Origin of the sequence: Streptomyces sp. NPDC046977 (assembly GCF_040644455.1) — a bacterium.
Classification (GTDB): Bacteria; Actinomycetota; Actinomycetes; order Streptomycetales; family Streptomycetaceae; genus Actinacidiphila.
This window is the reverse complement of record NZ_JBEYWO010000028.1, coordinates 86,807-107,717: the sequence shown is the minus strand read 5'-3', so window position 1 is coordinate 107,717 and position 20,911 is coordinate 86,807. Positions and strand designations below refer to the sequence as shown.

General features: G+C 73.2%; 17 protein-coding genes and 1 pseudogene. 7 read left to right on the top strand and 11 right to left on the bottom strand.

The features are described 5' to 3' along the window. Nucleotide 1 precedes the first annotated feature (1 nt). Complete coding sequence (locus ABZ883_RS33280; RefSeq protein WP_360912899.1) at nucleotides 2–1,837, bottom strand: Na+/H+ antiporter NhaA; 1,836 nt, start codon at nucleotides 1,835–1,837, stop codon at nucleotides 2–4. Nucleotides 1,838–2,019: 182 nt separating this feature from the next. Continuing rightward, nucleotides 2,020–2,973, bottom strand: coding sequence for an alpha/beta hydrolase (locus ABZ883_RS33275; protein ID WP_360912869.1), 954 nt, complete (start codon nucleotides 2,971–2,973; stop codon nucleotides 2,020–2,022). A gap of 66 nt (nucleotides 2,974–3,039) precedes the next feature. Between ABZ883_RS33275 and ABZ883_RS33270 the strand changes: the two genes are divergently transcribed. Further along, nucleotides 3,040–3,588 (top strand): helix-turn-helix domain-containing protein, encoded by a 549-nt coding sequence (locus tag ABZ883_RS33270; RefSeq protein WP_360912867.1) that lies wholly within the window; start codon nucleotides 3,040–3,042, stop codon nucleotides 3,586–3,588. Here ABZ883_RS33270 and ABZ883_RS33265 read toward each other — a convergent pair. The 9 genes from ABZ883_RS33265 to dnaK all read right to left on the bottom strand — a co-directional run bounded on the left by ABZ883_RS33265 (nucleotide 3,536) and on the right by dnaK (nucleotide 14,517). After that, entirely contained in the window at nucleotides 3,536–4,819 is a 1,284-nt protein-coding gene (locus ABZ883_RS33265; RefSeq protein WP_360912865.1) for a PP2C family protein-serine/threonine phosphatase, read from the bottom strand. The genes ABZ883_RS33270 and ABZ883_RS33265 overlap by 53 nt on opposite strands. 162 nt (nucleotides 4,820–4,981) lie before the next feature. Continuing rightward, nucleotides 4,982–5,620, bottom strand: a complete 639-nt coding sequence (locus ABZ883_RS33260; protein WP_360912863.1) for a DUF1707 domain-containing protein — start codon at nucleotides 5,618–5,620, stop codon at nucleotides 4,982–4,984. Between the two features lie 76 nt (nucleotides 5,621–5,696). Next, nucleotides 5,697–7,439 (bottom strand): FAD-dependent oxidoreductase, encoded by a 1,743-nt coding sequence (locus ABZ883_RS33255; protein WP_360912861.1) that lies wholly within the window; start codon nucleotides 7,437–7,439, stop codon nucleotides 5,697–5,699. Between the two features lie 98 nt (nucleotides 7,440–7,537). Next, the gene (gene trxA / locus ABZ883_RS33250) at nucleotides 7,538–7,975 is read right to left on the bottom strand and encodes a thioredoxin (RefSeq protein WP_360912859.1); all 438 of its coding nucleotides are present in this window, start codon (nucleotides 7,973–7,975) and stop codon (nucleotides 7,538–7,540) included. Nucleotides 7,976–8,015: 40 nt separating this feature from the next. Beyond that, on the bottom strand, nucleotides 8,016–10,664 hold the full coding sequence (clpB, locus tag ABZ883_RS33245; RefSeq protein ID WP_360912857.1) for an ATP-dependent chaperone ClpB: 2,649 nt from the start codon (nucleotides 10,662–10,664) through the stop codon (nucleotides 8,016–8,018). Then, nucleotides 10,655–11,068: a chaperone modulator CbpM gene (locus tag ABZ883_RS33240; protein WP_360912855.1), complete on the bottom strand. Its 414-nt coding sequence runs from the start codon at nucleotides 11,066–11,068 to the stop codon at nucleotides 10,655–10,657. Before ABZ883_RS33240 ends, clpB begins: the two co-directional genes overlap by 10 nt. After that, nucleotides 11,065–12,036 carry a J domain-containing protein gene (locus tag ABZ883_RS33235; protein WP_360912853.1) on the bottom strand — a complete coding sequence of 324 codons (972 nt, stop codon included), beginning with the start codon at nucleotides 12,034–12,036 and terminating at the stop codon, nucleotides 11,065–11,067. Before ABZ883_RS33235 ends, ABZ883_RS33240 begins: the two co-directional genes overlap by 4 nt. Nucleotides 12,037–12,042: 6 nt before the next feature. After that, nucleotides 12,043–12,594 carry a nucleotide exchange factor GrpE gene (locus ABZ883_RS33230; RefSeq protein WP_360912851.1) on the bottom strand — a complete coding sequence of 184 codons (552 nt, stop codon included), beginning with the start codon at nucleotides 12,592–12,594 and terminating at the stop codon, nucleotides 12,043–12,045. A gap of 9 nt (nucleotides 12,595–12,603) precedes the next feature. After that, the gene (gene dnaK, locus ABZ883_RS33225; RefSeq protein WP_360912850.1) at nucleotides 12,604–14,517 is read right to left on the bottom strand and encodes a molecular chaperone DnaK; all 1,914 of its coding nucleotides are present in this window, start codon (nucleotides 14,515–14,517) and stop codon (nucleotides 12,604–12,606) included. A gap of 330 nt (nucleotides 14,518–14,847) precedes the next feature. Here dnaK and ABZ883_RS33220 point away from each other — a divergent pair, with 330 nt between their 5' ends. From ABZ883_RS33220 to recX, 6 genes and pseudogenes are all read left to right on the top strand, one after another. Continuing rightward, nucleotides 14,848–16,569, top strand: coding sequence for a helix-turn-helix domain-containing protein (locus ABZ883_RS33220; protein WP_360912848.1), 1,722 nt, complete (start codon nucleotides 14,848–14,850; stop codon nucleotides 16,567–16,569). 19 nt (nucleotides 16,570–16,588) lie between these two features. Next, nucleotides 16,589–17,302, top strand: coding sequence for an MEDS domain-containing protein (locus tag ABZ883_RS33215; protein WP_360912846.1), 714 nt, complete (start codon nucleotides 16,589–16,591; stop codon nucleotides 17,300–17,302). Nucleotides 17,303–17,364: 62 nt separating this feature from the next. Further along, complete coding sequence (locus ABZ883_RS33210) at nucleotides 17,365–17,559, top strand: DUF3046 domain-containing protein (protein ID WP_360912844.1); 195 nt, start codon at nucleotides 17,365–17,367, stop codon at nucleotides 17,557–17,559. A gap of 114 nt (nucleotides 17,560–17,673) precedes the next feature. Beyond that, nucleotides 17,674–18,957: an AI-2E family transporter gene (locus ABZ883_RS33205; protein ID WP_360912897.1), complete on the top strand. Its 1,284-nt coding sequence runs from the start codon at nucleotides 17,674–17,676 to the stop codon at nucleotides 18,955–18,957. A gap of 169 nt (nucleotides 18,958–19,126) precedes the next feature. Continuing rightward, entirely contained in the window at nucleotides 19,127–20,278 is a 1,152-nt protein-coding gene (gene recA, locus ABZ883_RS33200; RefSeq protein WP_360912842.1) for a recombinase RecA, read from the top strand. Next, nucleotides 20,227–20,847, top strand: a pseudogene (gene recX / locus ABZ883_RS33195) (recombination regulator RecX); the annotation flags it as partial. The gene recA and the pseudogene recX, both read left to right, overlap by 52 nt. Nucleotides 20,848–20,911: the final 64 nt, after the last annotated feature.

Here is a 20,911-nt window from a genome sequence, read left to right as displayed (position 1 = left end):
CTCAGTAGTGGCGGAGTGTCTTGGCGCGCTCCAGGGCGGTGCGCACCGCGGCCGACAGCGTCTCGATGTCGTACGCGCCGTAGTGGCGGCGGCCGTTGATGAAGAACGTGGGCGTCCCGGAGACGTTGCTGAGGTCGGCGGACTCGGCGTCCTCAGCCACCCGCAGTGCGACGGGGCGGGCGTCCAGGTCGCGGCGGAAGCGCTCCATGTCGAGCTCGATGGCGGTCGCGAGCCGGTCCAGGCCCGGGCCGTCCAGGGACTGGGGGTGGGCGAAGATCTGGTCGTGCATCTCCCAGAAGCGCTTCTGGACCGCGGCGGCCTCCGCGGCGCGGGCGGCCATCACGGCGTTGGGGTGCACATCGGAGAGCGGCAGATGGCGCCAGACGTACCGGACGTCGCCGAAGTCCGCGAGCAGGTCGCGGATGACCGGTTCCGCCTCCCCGCAGTAGGGGCATTCAAAGTCCCCGTACTCGACGACGGTGACCATGGCGTCGTGGGGACCGCGGATGTGGTCCCGCTCGGGGTCCACGGGCTCGGCCAGGTCCTCCAGTTGCTGCGCCCTGCCGAGCAGCGCCCGCCGCCGCAGGGCCCGGGGCAGCCGCGCCAGTACGAGGGTGACGAGCCAGGTGAGGACGAAGGCCAGCAGGACGGCGCAGAGGATGCCGATCTTGGCCTCGGCGAGTTGCTGCCCCTGGAAGGCCCGGTTGGCGATGAGCAGCGCAATGGTGAAGCCGATGCCCGAGACGGCTCCACCGACCGTCACCGCGCCCCAGCCGACGGGCGGGCGCAGCCGCCCCCGGCTCAGCCAGGTCGTCAGCGCGGAGCCGCCCACCATGCCGAGCGGTTTGCCGATCACATAGGCGGCGATGATGCCCAAGGTGATGGCGGAGGTGAACGCGGTCGACAACTGGGAGGCGTTCACGGTGATGCCCGCGTTGGCCAGGGCGAACACCGGCACGATCACATAGCTGGTCCAGGGGTGGAACAACTGCTGCAGCCGCGCGTTCAGCGACACCGACCGCGCCAGGCCGCGGCGCGCGGAGCGTTCCAGGCTCGGCGTCGGCTGCTCCCGGAACTGTAGGTAGAGCTGGCTCGCCCGGCGCAGGTCCTCGCCGCGGGCAGGGTAGTCACACGCCATCAGGCCCAGCGCCAGGCCCGTCACGACCGGGTCCACACCCGACTCCAGCAGGGCGAACCAGACGGCGACGCCGGTCAGCGCGTATGCGGCCCCGCGCCACTCGCCGCAGACGCGCACCACGTAGTTGCCGATCCAGGTGCCTGCCGCGAAGAGGCCGATCGCGGCGAACAGCGCCGGCCAGGACACCCCGCTGGTGTAGGCGACCGCGATGACGGCGAGCGCGACGAAGTCGTCGACGACGGAGGTCGTCAGCACGAAGGCCCGTGTCGCGACCGGCAGCCGCCGCCCCACGAGGGCGTACATCCCCAGGGCGAACGCGGTGTCCGTGGAGATCACGGTGCCCCAGCCGCCCGCGCCCCGCGTGCCGTGGGTGAAGGCGAGGTAGATGGCGAGCGGCACGAACATCCCGGCCAGCCCCGCCGCCGTCGGCAGGGTGATCCGCATGCGGTCGCGGAACTCGCCGAGGTCGAACTCGCGCCGGGCCTCCAGGCCCACGATGAAGAAGAACAGCGTCATCAGGCCGCTGTTGACCCACTCGCGCAGGTCCAGGGAGACCTCGTTGGACCCCAGGGCCAGCGACAGATGGGTGTGCCAGACGGAGGCGTAGCTCCCGGGCGCGGCGTTCGCCCAGACCAGGGCGATGATCGTGGCGGCGAGCAGATAGGCCGCGCTCGCCGTCTCGGTCCGCAGGAACCGCATCAGCGGCGCGGACGTGCCGGCGCCGCGCGGCGTCTGCCCCGATGCCCGCAGGGACGAGAAGGCACTCACCCGGTCATCCTGGCACGTGCCGCCGGCGGCGGCCCGTCCTTCCGGCGAGGACGGCGCCCGGCCGTGCTCGCCGGAAGGACGGAACGTCCCGGAGCGCGGCCGGACGCCGGGGTTCAGCGGGACGCGTCGCGCAGCAGTTCCCCGATCGCCCCGAGCACGGCGTCGGGGCGTTCCTCGTGGAGCCATCCGTGCCCGGCGTCGTCGAGGACGCGGTGGGTGCCGCGCGGCACCGACGCGGCGAGCCGCGCGTGCAGGCCGAGCTTGGCGGTGTTCATCTCGCGCACCGTGGCCTCCGACCACAGCTGGGCCTGGGTGGGGTCGACGCCCATGGCCGTCAGGACGACCAGCGGCACGTCGGGCAGTTCCCGCGCCTGCCGGAGTTCGTCGGCGACCACGGTGTGCAGATTGCCGTCCTCCTCCCAGCCGGTGCGCCAGGCGACGAGGTGGTACTCGGCGAGGGCTTCGCGGACGTCCGGCGGCCAGGCGGCGAAGTGCCGTGCGAGCACCTCGCGGGAGCGGTCGATCTGTTCCTGCGTCGCCTCCGGGAGTTCCGCCTTCTTCATCAGCTCCAGCTTCTCCCGGACCTCGGGCGGCGCCTGGGAGTACATGTCCTCGTGGAACGGGTCCAGCAGGAGCAGGCCCGCGGTGTCGGCGGGGAAGCGGTGCGCGAAGTGGCGGGCGTACGCGGCCCCGAGGGAGTGGCCCACCAGGAGGTAAGGGCCCGGGACTCCCGCCGTGCGCAGCAGGTCGTGCAGTTCGGCGGTGACGTCGGAGGCCGTGCGGGGCAGAGGGGCCGGGGCGCTCCATCCCGTGCCCCCGCGGTCGTAGACGACGCAGGTGGCGAACGCGGCCACGCGGTCGTGGAGGTTCAGGTAGTCCAGGCCGATCATGCCGGCTCCGGCGAGCAGCACCACGGCCGGGCCGCCGGTGCCGGAGCGGTGCAGCAGGAACCGGCGCCCCGCGACGTCGTGGAACTCTCCGCGTGGCGGCTGCTGCCGGACGACGGCGGGCCCGGTGCCGTCCGCGGCTCCTGGGCCGGCCGCTGTCCCGTGCGTTCGTTGTGTCATGCGGGCTGACTCCCTCCCCAACGTTCTCAACTTTGAGAAAGGTATCGGATGTGAGATCGTGCGTCCATGGAACCGGTCGACCTGCTCCTGCACCCGGTGCGGCTCCGCATCGTGCACGCCCTGTCGGGCGGCCGGACCCTCACCACGACACAGTTGTGCGGCCTTCTCCCGGACGTCTCCAAGGCGACCGTCTACCGGCACGTCGGCCTCCTGGCCGACGGCGGCCTGCTGGAGGTCGAGGGCGAGCAGCGGGTGCGCGGCGCCGTCGAGCGCCGCTACCGGCTGCACCGTGCCCGCGCCGCGGTCGACGCCAGGACGGCCGCGTCCGTCGGCCGCGACGACCACCGGCGGATCTTCGCGGTGGCCATGGCCACCCTCCTCGCCGAGTTCAACGCGTACCTCGACCGCGACGGCGCCGACCCGGCCGCCGACGCCGTGGGCTACCGCCAGCACGCCGTCTGGCTCAGCGAGGACGAACGCGCCGCGATGATCGAGGAACTGCGCGCCGTCCTGCTCCCGCGGCTGGCACACGGGCCGGCCCCGGACCGGACCCGGCACCTGATCAGCCCGGTCCTGTTCCCCGCTGAGGAACCGCCCGGGCGCCAGGACCGCTGACGGACGTACGGCCCTGGACCAGGGCCTCCGCGGCCGGCGCGGCGGCGGGGGCGGGCAGGTCGTCGCCGTACTGGACGGCGATCAGCGCGATGTCGTCGTCGAGCTCCATGGGGGCGCCGCCCCCGACATGGTGGGACAGGCCGTCCAGCACGTGCCGGAGCAGATCCTCCGGCTGGGAGCCCGGCCAGGCGGCGACGTGTGCCCCGAGGTCGTAGAACTGGCCGTCGGAGTTGCGGGCCTCGATCGCGCCGTCGGTGTAGAGCAGCAGCGTCGCCCGGCGCGAGAAGGGGAACGTGTCCACCGCGTAGTCGCCGGCGTTCAGGCTGCCCAGGCCCAGCGGCGGGGACGGCGACGCGGGCGCCAGCAGGAGGGTGTCCGCCCCGTGCGCCAGGTACGGCGGTGGATGACCGCAGTTGACCGCCCGGACCGTGTCGCCCTGGTCGGGCACCTCCAGGAGCAGGGCCGTGATGAAGCGCTCCACGGCGTCGGTGTCCGTCAGGCCCGCTTCCTCGAAGTGGCCGCGCACGCTGAACTCCAGCTCGGCGATCAGGTCCGTCAGCGACCGCGTCCTGCGGGCACCGGCGCGGAACGCGCCCAGCAGCGCCTCCGCGTCCTCCACGGCGGGCAGGCCCTTGCCCCTGACGTCGCCGATGAGGATGCGCACCCCGGCCGCGCATCTGGAGACCGCGTACAGGTCCCCGCCGATCTGCGCGTGCGGATGCGAGGCGTGGTACGTGGCGCGGATCCGCAGATGCCCCACGTGCGGCGGCAGCGGCCGCAGCAGCACCCGCTGAATGGTGTCGGAGACGATCCGCACCTCGGTCAGCTCGCGCACGCTGCGGTCCCGGATGCTGCGCGAGGCGATGACGAACGCGGAGATCAGCCCGATCTCCGCCAGGTGGACGACGGGGATGGAGGTGCCCAGGAGGTCGTCGTGCGCGTCCAGCACGAAAGCGGCGACGCACGACAGGGCGGCGATCACCGCGGTCAGCCGCGGCCCCGCCAGCGCCGCCGTCGTCGCGGGGACGACGGCCATCAGCGACGCGAGGTGCTGCGTGGTCGGCACGACGAAACCGGCGATGAGGATGCCGGCGATCATCACCAGCGCCACGACGAGCGGCCCCGGGCCCTGCGCCATCATCATCCGCCAGGACCACGCGCTCGGCGCGCCCGGTGAGGCGGTCCCCTGCGGCGGGTGCCACCGGAATCGGCGCCAGAAGGTGCTGCTCATCGCGGTCCCATGGCGTCAGAGGACCCGCAGCCCCGCTTCTCGGGCCGGCAGCCGCGCGCCGGCGGTTGGCTGTCGCATATGTCGAATGTACGCCCGACCGCTCCCGGGCCGTCGGAACGACCACGACCGGCCGCGGCCCGTCGGCCGACGCCCGAGCACCGGTCAGCCGCGGCCCAGCATCCTGCGGAACCAGCCCGGGCGGCGCGGGGGCCGGGGCGGGACGACCACCACGCTGCCGCCGACGATGCGGCCGGTGACGACGATCCGGTGCACGACCGGGCCGTCCTGCTGCGGCTCGCCCTTGCGGCGGCGTACGACGGAGCCGCCGCGGATCTCGACCCCGGCCGCGTCCACGTCGTGGCCCGCGGGGACGATCAGCCGCAGATTGCCGCCGCGCAGGGTCACATCGACCTCGGTGACCGGCTCGGTGACCGTGGCCGAGGTGAAGTCGAGGACCACATTGCCGCCGCGCACCTCGGCCTCCAGCCGCTTCGGCACCAGCCAGGCCCCCTCGCAGCGGAGGTTGCCGCCCACCCGCCGGGTCCGCACGACGTCCTTCGCCCGCGGCTGCTGCCGCGGCTGCCGCACCAGGTCCTGACCGGGGAGGTCGGTGACGAGCGGGGCGAGGTCGGCGTAGGTACGCGCCGCGTAGCAGGCCTCCAGCCGCTCCTCCAGTTCCTCCAGGCTCAGCCGGCCGTCCCCGGCGGCGATCCGCAGGACGTCGGATATCCGGTCGCGGTCCTCGTGCGAGGCCCGCTGCTCCAAGGGGCTCTTGGGTTCCCACGGGGTCGGATGGCTCATGACCGGCACCTTATGGCAGGACGCGCGGGTGGTGTGCGCGGGCCCGCGGCCGGTGGTCGCGGTCACCGACCGGGCGTCAGCGCCAGGACGCCGGCCGGCCGTCGTCGCGTCCCGAGGAGCGGACCAGGGTGCCCTCCCGCGCGCGGTGCTCGTGCGCGAGGCGGATCGCCATGGCGCCCTCCCCGGCGGCAGCGGCCACGCGTTTGACCGAGCCGCTGCGGACGTCCCCGGCGGCGAACACCCCGGGCAGGGTCGTCTCCAGCGGCAGCGGGCCGCGGCCGAGCGGTGCCCAGAGGTCGGCGTCGGCGGCCGCCTCGGCGGCGGGACCGGTGAGGACGAAACCGTGCTCGTCCAGCCCCACCGTGCCGCGGAGCCACGCTGTGCGCGGGCGGACGCCGATGAGGACGAACAACGCCCGCGCGGGGATCGGGCGGGGCACTCCGGTCGCGGTGTGCCCCACCGTCACCGTCTCCAGCGCGTCGGTCCCGGAGACCGCACGCACCTCGGTGTCGAGCAGCACCTCGATCCGCGGATGGCGGCGCACCTGGTCCACCAGGTAGCGCGACATGTCCCGGCCGAGGTCGCCGCCGCGTACGACGAGGTGCACGCGCGGCGAGCACCCGGCGAGGAACAGCGCCGCCTGCCCCGCGCAGTCGCCGCCGCCGACGACGGCGACCGGGTCCGCTCCGCAGCGGCCCGCCTCGTGGGCCGTGGCGGCGTGGAAGACGCTGCCGCCCTCGAAGCGCTCGATGCCGGGGACGTCGAGCCTGCGGTAGCGCACGCCCGGCGCCAGGACGACGGTTCCCGCGCGGTTGCGCGAGCCGTCGGCGAGGACGACGGTGCAGTGGTCGTCGCCGGCCTGCAGCGCGGTCGCCTCTGCGGGCACCGTGAGCCGCGCCCCGGACCCGCGCGCCTGGAGCGCGGCGCGCTCGACGAGTTCGCGCCCCGAGATGCCCGCGGGGAAGCCGAGTTGGTCCTCGACGACGGAGGCGCTGCCGGCCTGGCCGCCGGTGGCCACCGCCTCGACGGTGACGGTCGTGAGCCCGTCGGACGCACCGTGCACCGAGGCGGCGAGCCCCGCCGGGCCCGCGCCGATCACGACGAGGTCGAGGACGGCGGGCCGCCGGCCGGGCGCGGGCAGCCCGATGAGACGGGCGAGTTCGGCGGGGGCGGGGTTGCGCAGCACCCGCTGCCCCTCCCAGATGACCACCGGGGTCTGCTCGGGACGGATGCCGAACCGGCGCAGCAGCGCCTCGGCCTCCTCGTCCCTCTCGAGGTCGGTCCACCGGTGGGGCAGCCGGTTGCGCGCCGCGAACTCGCGCAGCCGCAGGGTCTGCGGCGAGTAGCGGGAGCCGAGGACGCGGAAGCCCGCGCCGGGCCCGACGAGCAGGGAGCGGCGCCCGAGGTGGGCCCGCAGCACCAGGTCGCCGAGGACCGGGTCGCGGGCGACCAGTTCGCGCTGGCGCGCCACCGGCACGGCGAGGATCTCGCCGGGCTCGCGGACCACGGCCGTCTCGAAGGCCGCATGCCCTTCGAGCAGGCCGAGTTCGCCGAGGAACCGGCCGGGGCCGTGCACGGCGACCGTCCGCTCGTCCGGTCCTCCGCGGTCGTGGAGGATCTCGACGGTGCCGCCGAGGATGGCGAGGAACTCCTGGAGGGGCTCGCCCTCGCGGAACAGCAGTTCGCCGTCCTGGGTGCGGCGGCGCTCGCCGTGCGCCGACAGCTCGCCGAGCTGTGCCTGCGTCAGCCGCGGGAAGGCGCCGTAGCGGTCGGGTGTCTCACGCGCGACCCGGCGCGCGTGGGTGGCCGGGGTGTCCATCAGACCACGACCGGGTCCGCCGGCGGGACCGGGTCCGAGGCCTGGGACGGGTCCGGTTGCGTCACCATGACAGTGCTCCTTCCGCCGGCCGGGCGGCGTCAGCCGCGGTCCGCGATGTTCTCCTCCACCCATCGGCGCAGTTCGTGCTCGGGCGCCGCGCCCGCCCGCCGGGTGATCTCCTTCCCCTGGCCGAGCAGGACCAGGGTGGGCACCGCCATGACCTGGAAGCGCTGCGCGAGCGCGGGCGCCCGGTCGACGTCGACCTTGACGAGTTTGATCCTTCCGGCGAGCTGCCGGGCGACCCGTTCCAGGGCGGGGCTCACCATGCGGCAGGGACCGCACCAGGTGGCCCACAGGTCCACCAGCACGACCGGGCCGGTCTTCGCCGCGATCCCGGCGAAGTCCTCGTCGCCGGCGTCGACGATCCACGGCAACGCCGCGCGGCAGTTCCCGCAGCGGGGACGCCCCTGTGCCGCCGCCGGCACGCGGTTCGTGCGCCCGCACGTGCCGCAGGCGACGGTGGTGCTCCGGTTCACGGACGTCACGGACATCGTGTCACCGCCTCTCGTCGGCCGTTCACGAGGCCAGCCGGTCCCGGGCGGCCGCCTGCGAGCGGTCGCCGTAGGTCACCACCAGCTCGCCGTCCCGGGCTTCCACCCCGATCGCGGCGCCGTCCTGGACGTCGCCGCGGATCAGGGCCCGGCCCACCAGCGTCTCGACCTCGTGCGAGATGTAGCGGCGCAGCGGCCGGGCGCCGTAGACCGGGTCGAAGCCCTGCTCGGCGATCAGCTCGCGGGCGGCGTCGCCGAGTTCGACGGTGATCCGCCGCTCCGCCAGCCGCCGGCGCAGGTCGTCGATCTGCAACTCGACGATGCGCTCGATCTGCTTCAGGCCGAGCGGTTTGAACAGCACGATGTCGTCGACACGGTTGAGGAACTCGGGCCGGAACCGGCTCTGGAGCTCGCCCATCACCAGCGCCCTCGCGTCGGGCTTGACCTCGCCGTCGGGGGTGACGCCGTCGAGCGGGTGGGCCGAGCCGATGTTGGAGGTCATGATGACGATCGTGTTGCGGAAGTCGACGGTGCGGCCCTGGGCGTCGGTGATCCGGCCGTCGTCGAGCACCTGGAGCAGGGTGTTGAACACGTCCGGGTGGGCCTTCTCGATCTCGTCGAAGAGGACCACGGAGTACGGCTTGCGGCGCACGGCCTCGGTGAGCTGTCCGCCCTCCTCGTAGCCGACGTACCCCGGCGGGGCGCCGACCAGCCTGCTGACGGTGTGCCGTTCCTGGTACTCGCTCATGTCGAGCCGGACGATGTTCTCCTCGGTGTCGAAGAGCGTCGCGGCCAGGGCCTTGGCCAGCTCGGTCTTCCCGACGCCGGTCGGGCCGAGGAAGATGAACGAGCCGATGGGGCGCCGCGGGTCGCGGATGCCCGAACGGGCGCGGATGATCGCGTCGGTGACCAGCCGGACGGCCTCGTCCTGCCCGATGACGCGCTCGGTGAGGATGTCGTCCAGGCGCAGCAGCTTCTCCCGCTCGCCCTCCTGGAGCCTGGCCACCGGGATAGCGGTCCACGCGGCGACGATCTCGGCGATCTCGTCCTCGGTGACGACCTCGTGCAGCAGCCGGCCCTCGCCCTGCTTCGCGGCGAGCGCGTCCTCCTCTGCGGCCAGCCGCCGTTCGAGGTCGGTGAGGGTGCCGTAACGCAGTTCCGCCGCGCGGTTGAGGTCGTAGGCGCGTTCGGCCTCCTCGGCCTCCTGGCGGACCTGCTCCAGCTCCTGGCGCAGCTGCTGCACCCGCCGGATGGCCTGGCGTTCGGCCTCCCACTGGGCCTGCATCGCGTCGGCCCGGGCGCGCAGGTCGGACAGCTCGCGGCGCAGCTCCTCCAGGCGTTCGGCGCTGGCCGGGTCGGTCTCCTTGCCGAGCGCCGCCTCCTCGATCTCCAGGCGGGTCACCCGCCGTGTGATGCCGTCCAGTTCGGCCGGCATGGAGTCGATCTCGGTGCGCAGCCGGGCGCACGCCTCGTCCACCAGGTCGATGGCCTTGTCCGGAAGGAAGCGGTCGGAGATGTAGCGGTGGCTCAGTGTCGCCGCCGCGACCAGCGCGGTGTCCTGGATCTTCACGCCGTGGAACACCTCCAGGCGCTCGCGCAGCCCGCGCAGGATGGACACGGTGTCCTCCACGCTCGGCTCGTCCACCACCACCTGCTGGAAGCGGCGTTCCAGGGCCGCGTCGGACTCGACGTACTTGCGGTACTCCTCCAGCGTGGTCGCGCCGATCATGTGCAGTTCGCCGCGTGCCAGCATCGGTTTGAGCATGTTGCCGGCGTCCATGGCGCCCTCGGACCCGCCGCCCGCGCCGACCACCGTGTGCAGTTCGTCGACGAAGAGCAGGATGCGGCCCTCGCCGCCCTTGACCTCGCTCAGCACGGCCTGCAGCCGCTCCTCGAACTCGCCGCGGTACTTGGCGCCCGCCACCAGCAGGCTCATGTCGAGGGAGAAGATCGTCCTGTCGCGCAGGCCGTCGGGGACATCGCCGCGGACGATCCGCTGTGCCAGTCCTTCCACGACGGCCGTCTTGCCGACGCCCGGATCGCCGATCAGCACGGGGTTGTTCTTCGTCTTGCGGCTGAGGATCTGGACGACCCTGCGGATTTCCGCGTCCCTGCCGACGACCGGGTCCATCCTGCCACCGCGGGCCTCGGCGACCAGGTCGCGGCCGTACTTCTCCAGCGCCTCGTAGGAGGCCTCCGGGGTGGCCGAGGTGACCCGCTGGTTCCCGCGGATGCGCGTCAGCGCGGTGAGGAACCCGTCCTCGGTGATGCCGTGCTCCTTGAGCAGCCGGCCCGAGGCGGTGCGGGAGCCCTCGCCGGCCAGCGCCAGCACCAGGTGCTCCACGGACACGTACTCGTCCTTGAGCCGCTTGGCCTCCTGCTCCGCGGTGTCCAGCAGCCGGGCCAGGCGCTGCGTGATGTACACCTGGCCGGGGGCGGCACCCGGGCCGGTCACCTGGGGCCTGCGCGCCAGCTCCTGCGACAGCTCCTTGCGCAGCGCGCCGACCTGCGCACCGGTCTGCTCGAAGAGCCGGGGCACGAGCCCCTCGGGCTGGTCGAGGAGGGCGAGCAGCAGGTGCTCGCCGTCGACCTCGCTCTGGTGCAGCCGGCCGGCGATCGTCTGCGCCTCCTGCAGCGCCTCCTGGGACTTCTGGGTGAGCCGGTTCATATCCACGATTCATCACTCCTGGAGCCGGCGTTCGCCCTCCTCAGGGCGGCCTCGAGTTCGGCGATCCGGTCGAGCAGGTCGAGCACCACACCCAACGAGGCGTAGTTCAGGGACAGTCCGGCCCGCAGCCGCTGGACACGGGCCAGCTTCGCCGGGACGTCCGGCGCGAACCACAGCCGGCCGCCCGCGTCCCGGTCCGCCTCGACCAGGCCGAGCGCGACGAATCTGCGCACCAGGTCGGGGTGGAGGCCGCAGCGCCGTGCGACGAGCTCCAGGTCGAGCCGGCGGACCGGCACCATGGCCGTGCCGCGTACGACGACGTTCAGTCCCGGACGGTGCGCCGGGGCGGCCGCCCTGACGCCCGGGGCCGGCCGGCGGACGGCGGCCCGCGGCCGCGGATCGCTGGTCATCCCCGCCTCCTCGGGTCGAAGGACGAGAGGCCGGCCAGCTCCTCGTAGAGCCGGCGCTCCTGGTCGCCGACATCGGGCGGCACCATGATGCGGACCTCCGCGTAGAGATCGCCCGCGGCGCCGCGCGGATGGGGCATGCCCTCGCCGCGCAGTCGGAGCCTGCGCCCGCTGGACGAACCGCCCGGGACCGTCACCTTGGCGGTGCCCCCGGGAGTGGGGACGGGCACCGTGGCGCCGAGCGCCGCCTCCCAGGGCGTGACCGGCAGGACGACGTGGATGTCCCGGCCCTCCAGGCGGAACCGCGGATCGGGCGTGATCCGCACGCGCAGGTACAGATCGCCCGGCGGGGCGTCGCCGCTGCCGCGGCCGCCCTGACCGGCCAGCCGGATGCGCTGGCCGTCGGTCACCCCGCGGGGGATCGTCACGTCGTACGTCCGCTGCCCGCCGGGCCCGCCGAGGGTGATGCCGCGCTTGCCGCCGTGGTACGCGTCCTCCACGCCGAGCCGGATCTCGGCCTCCTGGTCGGCTCCGGGCACCGGGCCCCGGGTGCCGCCGCGGTCGAACATGCCGCCGAACAGGTCCTCGAAGTCGACCCCTTCGAAGCCCTCACCGGCGTCCGAGACGAAGCGGACCCGGCCGCCGTCGCCCCCGCCTCCCGCGCCGCCGGGCCCGCCGGGCCAGCCGCCGCCGCGGGCCCGCGCCCCGGCCCCCACGCCCGCGCCCACACGCTCGTCCCAGTCCTCGGGAACGCGGCGGAAGTCCTCGCCGAAGCGGTCGTAGCGTCGCCGCGTGGCGGGGTCGGACAGCACGCCGTACGCCTCGTTGAGCTCCTTGAAGCGGTCCTCCGCGCCCGGGTCCTTGTTGATGTCCGGGTGGAACTTGCGGGCCCGGGAGCGGAACGCCTGCTGGATCTCCTCGGACCCCGCGTCACGCGCCACCCCGAGCACCTCGTAGTAGTCCCGTGCCATCGGACGTCACTCCTGACGCCTGGCGACCACGACGGACACCGGCCGCAACTGCGTCTCGCCCTCTCCGTAGCCCGGACGCACCACCTGCACCACGGAGTTGGGTTCCGCCTCGGGGTCGTCGACGACCCCGACGACCTCGTGGAGGGCCGGGTCGAAGGGCACGCCGGTCTCCTCGTGGCTGGGGAACCCCAGGCCGCGCAGCACCTGCACGGCCTGGTCGCGCACCGCCTTCACGCCCTCCAGCACGGCGGAGCAGTCCGACCCGGAGTGGGCCAGGGCCAGTTCGAGGTTGTCGACCACGGGCAGCCAGGCGGCCGTCGTGCGGGCGCGCTCGGTGAGCCGTTCGCGCTCCAGCTCCCTGCCGTGGCGCTTGCGGAGGTTGTCGAGGTCGGCCAGGGCGCGACGCCAGCGGTCCTGCAACTCCTCCAGCGCGGCGCTCTGTTCGTCCGGAGCGGCCGCACCTGGCACGTCCTGCGGGGCCCGCCCGGGGACCTCGGCGGGTACGTCGATTGGTTCGGGTCCGGCCGGGGGCGTCGTCGGTTCCTGTTCGGTGGACATGAGCGCACATCAGCCCTTGTCGAACTCGGCGTCGATCACGTCGTCGCCGGCCCCCGCGCCACCGCCGACGGGGCTCTCCTGCCCCGCGCCCGACCCGGCCGCCGGCTCCTGCGCCCCCGGGCCCGTGGAAGGCCGGGCCGCGGCCAGCGAGGCATGGACCTGCTGCAGATCCGAGGTCAGTGACCGCACCCGGTCCGGCGCCGCCTCCTGCTTGACGGCCTCCCGGGCGTCGGCCACGAGCATCTCCGCCCGCGCCTTCTCGTGCGCCGGGGCGGACTCGCCCAGCTCGTCGAGCCGGCGCTCCACCTGGTAGGCGACCGCGTCCAGCTCGTTGCGGGCGTCCACGCCCTCGCGCAGCGCCTTGTCCTCGCCGCGGTGCTGCTCGGCCTCCCGGACCATCCGCTCGATCTCGCCCTGGGCCAGGTTGGACCCTTCGCTGATGGTGATGCCCTGCTCGCCGCCGGTGTCCTTGTCGCGGGCGGTGACGTTCAGGATGCCGTTGGCGTCGACGTCGAAGGTGACCTCGACCTGCGGCTCCCCGCGCGGCGCCGGCCGGATGTCCCCCAGCTGGAAGCGGCCGAGCACACGGTTGTCCGCCGCGGACTCGCGTTCGCCCTGGAGCACCACCACGTCCACCGCCGGCTGGTTGTCCTCCGCGGTCGAGAACGTCTCGGCACGGCGCACCGGGACGGTGGTGTTGCGGTCGATGACCCTGGTCATCACGCCGCCGCGGGTCTCCACGCCGAGCGACAGCGGCGTCACGTCCAGCAGCAGGACGTCCTTGACCTCGCCCTTGAGCACGCCGGCCTGGATCGCGGCGCCCAGGGCCACGACCTCGTCCGGGTTGACGCTCATGTTGGGTTCCTTGCCGCCGGTCAGCCGGCGGACCAGCTGCTGGACGGCGGGGATGCGCGTGGAACCGCCGACGAGGATGACCTCGTCGATGTCGTTCTCGCCGATCTTGGCGTCGGACATCGCCTGCTTGACCGGTCCCATGGTGCGCTCGACCAGGTCGGAGGTGATCTGGTCGAAGGTGGAGCGCATGACCGTCTCGGTCAGGTGCTTCGGGCCGGACGCGTCGGCGGTGATGAACGGCAGGCTGACCTGCGTCTGCGTCACCGAGCTCAGCTCCGTCTTGGCCTTCTCGGCGGCCTCGAAGAGCCGTTGCAGTGCCTGCGGGTCCTTGCGCAGGTCGATGCCGTTCTCCTTCTGGAACCGGTCCGCGAGCCAGTCGACCAGGCGGCGGTCGAAGTCGTCGCCTCCCAGGTGGCTGTCGCCCGCGGTGGAGCGCACCTCGACCACGCCGTCCCCGACGTCGAGCAGGCTCACGTCGAAGGTGCCGCCGCCCAGGTCGAACACGAGCACCGTCTCGTGCTCCTTCTTGTCCAGGCCGTAGGCGAGCGCGGCCGCGGTCGGCTCGTTGATGATGCGCAGGACCTCCAGGCCGGCGATGCGGCCGGCGTCCTTGGTGGCCGTGCGCTGGGCGTCGTTGAAGTACGCGGGCACCGTGATGACCGCCTCCGTCACGCGCTCTCCCAGCTGCTTCCCGGCGTCGTCGGCGAGCTTGCGCAGCACCAGGGCGCTGATTTCCTCCGGCGCGTAGAGCTTGTCGCGGATCTTGAAGCGCGCGTTGCCGTGCTCGTCGGGCACGACGTCGAAGCCGACGGCCTTCGCCTCCTCCGGGATCTCGTCGTAGCGGCGGCCGATGAAGCGCTTGGCCGAGTAGATGGTGCCCTTCGGGTTGAGGATCGCCTGCCGCCGGGCGAGCTGGCCGACCAGGCGCTCGCCGGTGTCGGTGAACGCGACCACCGACGGGGTCGTGCGGTTGCCCTCGGAGTTGGGGATCACCGTCGCCTCCCCGCCCTCCCAGGCGGCGATCACCGAGTTGGTGGTCCCGAGGTCGATCCCGACTGCCTTGGCCATGGGGTGCTCCTTAACGTCGCGGGCTTCCCGCCCGTCCGCGCGCTGCGCTGCGGGCCGGCACCGGGAGCCGGCGGCCGCCCCGCAGGAGACCCGTGGGCGCGGGGCGGCGGCTTGGACGGCCCCCGGTGCCGGCATCGGCTCCAGCGTCCCGGCCGGAACCGGTCGGCGGCCTGCGCCTGCGAGGACCAAATCCGCGGTGTTTCTCGTCCTGGCATCACAAGGTGTCGATTGGGTACAAAAATGAGCAAGTCGTGCACATCGTGCATGCCTCTGCCGGGAGCGGCGACGGGGCGTGCCGGAAGTGGTTCGTCGACGAGGAGCCGGCTCACCATGAGCACTTCCACGAGCGGGACCGGCCGGGTCGCCGAGGTCCGCGGCAGGAACTGGGACCGGGAGCACCTGGCCAGTCTCTACAGCCTTTTCGTGCTCTCGATGATCATGAACGACGGGCGGGACGAGGCCGACATCATGCGGCTGGCCCTGACGTCCGTCGCGGCACTCGGCCCCTGCCGGGCGGAGGCCGGTCACCTCACCTCCGAAGGGTCACCCGCCGGCGTCCCCACGGCCGGGCGGTCCGCGGTCCCGGGACTCGGCGACCGCCTGCGGCAACTGGACGGCAGGGAAGGCCCCGTCCTTGTGCGCGGGCGCGCCTGGGGCTGGGCCTTCGCCCTGCACACCCGGGGCGGCGGCATCGGGCACCTGGTGGTCAGCGCTCCCACGACGCCCACCGACGACGAGCGCTTCCTGATCCATGTGCTCGCCCAGCAGACCTCCGCCGCCCTGGCGAACGCCGCGGCCCGGCGCCGCGAACGCGAGCACGCCGAGGAGCTGCGGCGGCTCAACGAGGAACGGGAGAGCGTGAACGCGCGGCTCGCCGCGTCCGTCGCCGAACTCACCTACCAGCGGACCGTGCACGAGGTGCTCAGCGAGGCGACGGCGAGCGGCAGCGGCGCGGCGGGCATCGCCGCCGCCGTCCACCGGCTCACCGGCTGCCCCGTGGCCATCGAGGACCGCTTCGGCAACCTGCGGGCCTGGGCCGGTCCCGGCCGACCCGACCCGTACCCCAAACCCGACGCCACCCGGCGCGAGCAGCTCCTCCAGGAGGCCGCCCGCCGGCTGCGCCCGCTGCGCGTCGGCGACCGCCTCATCGCCGTGGTCCAGCACCGCGGCGAGGTCCTGGGCGCCATGGCGCTGGTCGCCGGGGCGGACCGCCGCGACGAACAGGACGAGTTCACCCTCGACCACGCGTGCACCGCGCTCTCCTTGGAGCTGGCCCACCAGCACAGCCTCGCCGAGGTGGAACTGCGGCTGCGCCGCGAACTCGTGGACGACCTGATCGCGGGCACCGACGACGAGAGCGCCTACGCCCGCGCCGCCGCGATCGGGCACGACCTGCACGGCCCCCACTACCCGGTCGCCGTCCAGTGGGAGGGCCGGGCGGCCGACGACGCCTTCGTCCAGGCGGCCGGGCGCGCCGCCGCGGGACTGCGCCTGCGGTGCCTGCCGGCGCGGCGGTCGGGCATGGCCGTGCTCGTCCTCCAGGGGCGGCCCCCCGCGGACGCGCTCTACCGGGCGGTCTCCCGCGAACTGGGCACCTCCGCGGGCGCGATCGGCGTGGGAGGCCGCTGCGACGCCCCGAGCGACCTGCCGCGCTCGTTCCAGCAGGCGCTCAGGGCCCTGGAGGTCCGCTGCCGCTCCCAGTGCCCCAACGGCGCCACGACCTTCGACGACCTGGGCTTCTACCGCATCCTCGGGCCGGTGGACGGCGACGACCAGGAGGTCAGGCACTTCGTCAGGGAATGGCTCGGCCCGCTCCTGGACTACGACGCCGCGCACCACTGCGACCTGGCCCGCACTCTTGCGCAGTACTTCGAGTGCGGGGGCAACTACGACCGGACGGCATGCGCCCTGGGCATCCACCGCAGCACGCTGCGCTACCGGCTGCAGCGCATCCGCGACGTCGGCGGGCACGACCTCGCGGACGTGGACAGCCGGCTCAACCTGCACGTCGCGACACGGGTGTGGCGGGTCCTGGACGGCGGCGGCCCGTGACGAGGGACGCCCCATGCCCATGGACAGCGAACCGTACACCGCCGGCGGGACGGCCCTCGTGACGGCCTCCGCCACCGTCGCCACGGTGGGCGGCGTGCCCCTGCGGCAGGGGGACCACGTCTGCGCGTTCTACCGGGGACGCGCGGAACGCGACCGGCTCGTCACCTCCTTCCTCGCCGAGGGCCTGCGCGCGGAGCACGTCTGCACGCTGCTGGCCGCGCCTGAGGACGCCCGGGCGTGCCGAGACGCGCTGGAGGCCGAAGTGCCCACCCTGGTGCGGGCGGGCGGCCGTCTCGTGGTCAGGGACCCGCAGGACACCTGTCTGCGGAACGGCGTTTTCGACGGGGACGCCATGCCGGCGTCCCTGCGTGACTGGGTCGCCGAGCTCCTGGGCGGCGGCGGGGACGGTGCCGCGGACGGCGGGGGGAGGCGCCGTCCCCGGCTGCTGCGGATCGCCGTGGACATGAGCTGGGCGCACGCCCTGGTGCGGCCGGGCTTCGTCCGCGAGCTCGTCGCGTACGAGACGCGCGCCACCTCCTGGCTGCGGGCATGTCCCCAGGTCGGCGTCTGCATGTACGACCTCGGGCTCTTCGGCGGGGACCTGATCATCCCCATGGTCAAGGCGCACCCCAGGGTGTGGCTCGGCGGCATGGTGGTGGAGAACCCGTACAATCTCGACCAGGGCCTCGGTCCGGGCACCGGTGCCGGCCCCGCGGGAGCGGTCGTGAACTGACGGTCGCGGCCGCCTGCACGGCCCGTCCGTGGTCCGTCCGCGGCACGCGGGATACTGGCCGCATGAAGCTGACGGTGTTCTGGGAGCGGATGCACGCGCACTTCGGCGACATGTACGCCGACTCGTTCGCGCGTGACCATGTCATGTCCGAGCTGGGCGGCCGGACGGTGTACCAGGCGCTGGAAGCGGGCTGGGCGGCGAAGGACGTCTGGCGCGGGGTGTGCGCGGCCATGGACGTACCGGCCTCGCGGCGCTGACCGCTGCGCGAGACTGTGCCCGTGGCAGGAAGCGACGAGACGACGATCGGCACACCGGGCGACCCGGCAGAACCCGCAGCACCCGCAGCCCCCGCAGAACCCGGCGGGGCCGCCGTGCCGCCCGGGGACCCGGGGGAGGGCGCCAGGGAAGGCGCGGGGATGCCGAGGATGCCCCGGTGGCTGCCGCGGGCCATGGTGCTGGCGGTGGCGCTGCTGGCCGCCCTCCAACTGGCCGAGTGGGCCTTCCACCAGGTCATCGGCCTGCTGGTGAACATCCTGCTGGCCTTCTTCGCCGCCCTGGCGATCGAGCCCGCGGTGGACTGGATGGCCGCGCGCGGCATGCGCCGGGGGCTGGCGACCGGGCTGGTCTTCCTGGTGGTCCTGGCCCTGGGCGGCGTTTTCGTGGTGGCGCTCGGGTCGCTGCTGGTGGACCAGATCACCTCGATCGGCCGGAACCTGCCGGAGTACGTCGACGACGTGGTGCTGTGGGTCAACCACGTCTTCGGCACCGACCTGTCCGTCGGGAAGCTGCAGCAGAACGTCCTGCACTCCGACTGGCTGCGCAATTACGTGCAGAAGCAGGCCGGCAACGTCTGGGGGCTGTCGGCGACCGTCCTGGGCGGGGTCTTCCAGGTGCTGACGATCACCTTGTTCACCTTCTACTTCGCCGCCGACGGGCCCCGGCTGCGGCGGGCTGTGTGCTCGGTGCTGCCGCCGGCCCGGCAGGCGGAGGTGCTGCGGGCCTGGGAGATAGCCGTCGCCAAGACGGGCGGCTACCTGTACTCGCGGGCACTGATGGCGCTGATCTCGGCGGTGGCGCATTACGTGCTCTTCCAGATCCTCGGCATCCCTTACGCCCCGGCGCTGGCGGTGTGGGTCGGCGTGGTCTCGCAGTTCGTGCCCACGGTCGGCACCTATCTGGCCGGGGCGCTCCCGATGCTCATCGCGTTCACGCAGGACCCGTGGGACGCGGTGTGGGTGCTCGGGTTCGTCGTGGTCTACCAGCAGTTCGAGAACTACCTGGTGCAGCCGCGGATCACCGCGCGCACCGTCGACATACACCCGGCGGTGGCCTTCGGCTCGGTCATCGCGGGCACCGCGCTGCTCGGCGCGGTGGGGGCGCTGGTGGCGATCCCGGCGACGGCGACCCTGCAGGGCTTCCTCGGGGCGTACGTGAAGCGGTACGCGGTGACCGACCCGCGGGCCCACGAGCCGCAGCCGCGGCGGATCCGGTGGTCCGGGTGGTCCGGGTGGACCGGATGGTCCGGATGGTCCGGATGGTCATGGCCGCGGCGGACGGGCTCCGGCGGGGGCGACAGCGGTGACGGGGGCGGCGGAGGCGGCCGCGACGGTCGTGGTGACGGCGGTGGTGACGGCCGTGGCGGCGGCGACGGCTGAGTCGTGCGTGTCGCTTGACACGCAAATCGAACATCCATTCTTATGAGTGTGGCGGGCCGGTTCTCCCGGAGTTATCCACAGGCCCGAGCGACGCCGGGACGCATTGTCAGTGGCAGGCAGTAGCGTCTTGGACGTGAAGCGAACGACTCAGACACCCAGGGTGGAACCCATGGCAGGAACCGACCGCGAGAAGGCGCTCGACGCCGCGCTCGCACAGATTGAACGGCAGTTCGGCAAGGGTGCCGTCATGCGCCTCGGCGACCGGCCGAACGAGCCCATCGAGGTCATCTCGACGGGGTCCACCGCCCTGGACGTCGCGCTCGGCGTCGGCGGCCTGCCGCGCGGCCGCGTGGTCGAGGTCTACGGCCCGGAGTCCTCCGGCAAGACGACCCTGACGCTGCACGCGGTGGCCAACGCCCAGCGGGCCGGCGGCAAGGTCGCCTTCGTGGACGCCGAGCACGCCCTCGACCCCGACTACGCCAAGCGCCTCGGCGTGGACGTGGACTCGCTGCTGCTCTCCCAGCCGGACAACGGCGAGCAGGCGCTCGAGATCACCGACATGCTGATCCGCTCCGGCGCGCTGGACCTCATCGTGATCGACTCCGTGGCGGCCCTCGTGCCGCGGGCCGAGATCGAGGGCGAGATGGGTGACTCCCATGTGGGTCTCCAGGCCCGTCTGATGAGCCAGGCACTGCGCAAGATCACCGGTGCGCTCAGCCAGTCCAAGACCACCGCGATCTTCATCAATCAGCTCCGCGAGAAGGTCGGCGTCATGTTCGGCTCGCCGGAGACCACCACCGGTGGCCGCGCGCTGAAGTTCTACGCCTCCGTGCGTCTGGACATCCGCCGCATCGAGACCCTGAAGGACGGCACCGACGCGGTCGGCAACCGCACCCGGGTCAAGGTCGTGAAGAACAAGGTCGCGCCGCCCTTCAAGCAGGCCGAATTCGACATCCTCTACGGCCAGGGCATCAGCCGTGAGGGCGGCCTGATCGACATGGGCGTGGACCACGGCTTCATCCGCAAGTCCGGTGCCTGGTACACCTACGAGGGCGACCAGCTCGGCCAGGGCAAGGAGAACGCGCGCAACTTCCTGCGCGACAACCCCGACCTCGCCGACGAGATCGAGAAGAAGATCAAGGAGAAGCTCGGCATCGGCGTCCGGCCCGAGGCCCCGGGCGAGCAGCCCGGCGCGGACGCCGCCGGTCCCGCCGCGGAAGCCACGGGTGACGCTCCGGCGGCCGCGGCCGCGGCCGCGACGACGGCCCCGGCGGCCAAGACCGCCAAGGCGACCAAGGCCGCGGCGGCAGCCAAGGCCTGACGGTGGCATCCGGGCACAAGGATCGTGGCGGCTCTTTCTCGTCGAGGGCCGAGCAAGAGCCGCCACTCGACCCCGTGGAGCAGGCGCGGGCGCTCTGTCTGCGCCTGCTCACGGGGACTCCACGCACCCGCAAGCAGCTCGCGGACGCCATGCGCCGCCGGGACATCCCGGAGGAGGCGGCGGAAGAGGTGCTGGAGCGGTTCGAGGACGTGGGGCTCATCGACGACCAGGCCTTCGCCCACGCATGGGTGGAGTCCCGGCACCACGGCCGGGGTCTCGCGCGGCGCGCCCTCGCCCAGGAGCTGCGCACCCGGGGCGTGGACGCGGAGGCGATCGGCCACGCCGTCGGGCAGCTCGACGCCGACCAGGAGGAGTCCACGGCCCGCGCCCTCGTCGACCGCAAGCTGCGGGCCACCCGGGGCCTGGAGCGGGAGAAGCGCATCCGCCGGCTCGCCGGCATGCTCGCCCGCAAGGGATATGCGGAAGGACTCGCCCTGAGGGTGGTGCGGCGTGCCCTGGAGGAGGAGGGTGAGGACCCGGAGGCACTGGAGTACTACCTGCCCGACTGAACCATCGTTGAGGTTCCTTGACCGTGCCTCTGAGTCGACCTAGCCTCACAACGGGTGAGGGATC

What these genes read in the sequence shown, in the direction of transcription:
- ABZ883_RS33280 (WP_360912899.1), bottom strand. Translation starts at nt 1,837, where the DNA reads ATGCGGTTCCTGCGGACCGAGACGGCGAGCGCGGCCTATCTGCTCGCC.
- ABZ883_RS33275 (WP_360912869.1), bottom strand. Translation starts at nt 2,973, where the DNA reads ATGACACAACGAACGCACGGGACAGCGGCCGGCCCAGGAGCCGCGGAC.
- ABZ883_RS33270 (WP_360912867.1), top strand. Translation starts at nt 3,040, where the DNA reads ATGGAACCGGTCGACCTGCTCCTGCACCCGGTGCGGCTCCGCATCGTG.
- ABZ883_RS33265 (WP_360912865.1), bottom strand. Translation starts at nt 4,819, where the DNA reads ATGAGCAGCACCTTCTGGCGCCGATTCCGGTGGCACCCGCCGCAGGGG.
- ABZ883_RS33260 (WP_360912863.1), bottom strand. Translation starts at nt 5,620, where the DNA reads ATGAGCCATCCGACCCCGTGGGAACCCAAGAGCCCCTTGGAGCAGCGG.
- ABZ883_RS33255 (WP_360912861.1), bottom strand. Translation starts at nt 7,439, where the DNA reads ATGGACACCCCGGCCACCCACGCGCGCCGGGTCGCGCGTGAGACACCC.
- ABZ883_RS33240 (WP_360912855.1), bottom strand. Translation starts at nt 11,068, where the DNA reads ATGACCAGCGATCCGCGGCCGCGGGCCGCCGTCCGCCGGCCGGCCCCG.
- ABZ883_RS33235 (WP_360912853.1), bottom strand. Translation starts at nt 12,036, where the DNA reads ATGGCACGGGACTACTACGAGGTGCTCGGGGTGGCGCGTGACGCGGGG.
- ABZ883_RS33230 (WP_360912851.1), bottom strand. Translation starts at nt 12,594, where the DNA reads ATGTCCACCGAACAGGAACCGACGACGCCCCCGGCCGGACCCGAACCA.
- dnaK (WP_360912850.1), bottom strand. Translation starts at nt 14,517, where the DNA reads ATGGCCAAGGCAGTCGGGATCGACCTCGGGACCACCAACTCGGTGATC.
- ABZ883_RS33220 (WP_360912848.1), top strand. Translation starts at nt 14,848, where the DNA reads ATGAGCACTTCCACGAGCGGGACCGGCCGGGTCGCCGAGGTCCGCGGC.
- ABZ883_RS33215 (WP_360912846.1), top strand. Translation starts at nt 16,589, where the DNA reads ATGGACAGCGAACCGTACACCGCCGGCGGGACGGCCCTCGTGACGGCC.
- ABZ883_RS33210 (WP_360912844.1), top strand. Translation starts at nt 17,365, where the DNA reads ATGAAGCTGACGGTGTTCTGGGAGCGGATGCACGCGCACTTCGGCGAC.
- recA (WP_360912842.1), top strand. Translation starts at nt 19,127, where the DNA reads ATGGCAGGAACCGACCGCGAGAAGGCGCTCGACGCCGCGCTCGCACAG.